We start from the raw sequence: 1,663 nt of genomic DNA, 5'->3' as shown, positions 1-1,663 counted from the left end.
CCTCGCGGCCTTGCGGTCGCCGGCGCGGTGGCCCTCGTCGTGCTGCTGATCGGCGGTGCGGGGGCAGCCATCGGGGCACAGGTCGCCGACCAGGCGCCCCGCCTGCGCGACCAGGTGCGATCCGCCGCCCAGCAGGTCCAGGACGCCCTGGGCGTGGATCTTCCTGGTGTGGGTGGATCAGGCGCGGCGGGCCCCCGGGCCGAGGGCTCCGGGAGCGGCGGACCCGCGATCCTCGACCAGCTCGCGAGCTCCCTGGGCGTCGCCGCGGACCTGGTGATCGGCCTCTTCCTGATGCTCGCCTTCCTCTTCCTCCTGCTCAAGAACGGCGCGAGGATGTGGGGCAGCATGCTCGAGCTCCTCGGAGGTCGGGTCCGCGAGGACGTCGACGCAGCCGGCCGGGCCGCCTGGGGCACCCTCGGCGCCTACGTGCGCGGGCTGACCGTCGTCGCTGCCGTCGACGCCGTGGGGATCGGGATCGGCCTGCTGATCCTCGGCGTCCCGTTGGCCCTCACGCTGGCCCTGCTGCAGTTCGTCGCCTCCTACGTGCCGACCATCGGGGCCTTCGTCGCCGGGGCCGCCGCCGTGCTGGTCGCGTGGACCTCGGGCGGGCTGGGGACAGCGGTCGCCGTAGCAGTCCTCGCCGTCGCGGTGCAGCAGCTCGGCAACAGCGTGGTCGAGCCGTACGTCATGCAGCGGGAGCTGCCGCTCAACGCCTTCACCGTGCTCGTGGCGGTCACTGCGGGGGGCCTTCTCTGGGGGATCCCGGGGGCCCTCCTCTTCGTCCCCCTGACCGCAGCCATCGCCGCTGGAGGTCGTGAGCTGTGGGTACGCCACGGCCGCCGGCCACTCGCTGGCGGCCCTGCGAGCTGAGGCACCGAGGGACTGGGTGGTACCTCAGCTGACCCCGGGGCCCGGCCCGGGGTCGTCAGCGGGCTCTGAGGTCGCCGTCCTGCGGACCGCGTGGATCGCCCGCCGCCGGTCGAGCACGATCACCCCGCCCAGCACCGCGAGCGCGAGGGCCATCGAGGCGACCACGTCGCTGACGAAGTGGTACCCCAGGTAGAGCCGGCTCATGGCCACCAGCAGGATGCCCAGCGCCGTCCCGACCAGCCACAGGAGCAGCGACGGGACCGACGGGCGCCGGATCCACAGCAGGTACCCCAGCACGAGCAGGAAGGTCGCCGCACCGATGGTGTGGCCCGAAGGGAAGGAGTAGGTGCTCTCGACGCCTGCGACGGTCATCGAGTCCACCGGGGGGCGGGGGCGCGCGATCACGCTCTTCAGTGCCAGCGAGACCAGCGAGGAGGCGATCATCGCTCCGGTGAGCAGCGCGGCGGGCCACCAGGCACGGCGCAGCGCACCCCACAGGATCGCCGTGACGGCGATGAGCACGGGCAGGACCACCGGGCCCGAGACCGTCGAGACGACGGTGAGGAACCCTGTCAGCGTCTCGGTCCGCGCCTGCACCAGGAACTCGAGGGCCGGCTCGTCGAGCAGGGCGAGGTCGTCGTTCTCCTGGACGGCGTCGAGCACCCCGATGAACCCCGCGGTGCCCAGCACGACGAAGGCCAGTCCGAGGAGGACGGCGACCTGCGGCACCAGGGCCGGGCGGTCGGACCGCAGCCGGTCGACCGCCGCGCGGGCGCGGGCGCGCCGGCTCGAC

Annotated in this window: 2 protein-coding genes; one reads left to right on the top strand and one right to left on the bottom strand. The window is 73.7% G+C overall.

Annotated elements, in window-relative coordinates; genetic code table 11:
- Nucleotides 1–870 (top strand): AI-2E family transporter (locus L0B03_RS17520; protein WP_250448246.1); only part of this gene is annotated, 870 nt, incomplete at its 5' end.
- Nucleotides 871–894: 24 nt separating this feature from the next.
- On the opposite strand, the gene L0B03_RS17515 is transcribed toward L0B03_RS17520, so the two are convergent.
- A partial coding sequence (locus L0B03_RS17515) for a phosphatase PAP2 family protein (protein ID WP_308200112.1) occupies nucleotides 895–1,663 on the bottom strand: 769 nt, incomplete at its 5' end.

This window comes from Actinotalea sp. C106 (assembly GCF_023630195.1).
Classification (GTDB): domain Bacteria; phylum Actinomycetota; class Actinomycetes; order Actinomycetales; family Cellulomonadaceae; genus Actinotalea.
This window is presented reverse-complemented; position numbering and strand designations above follow the sequence as displayed.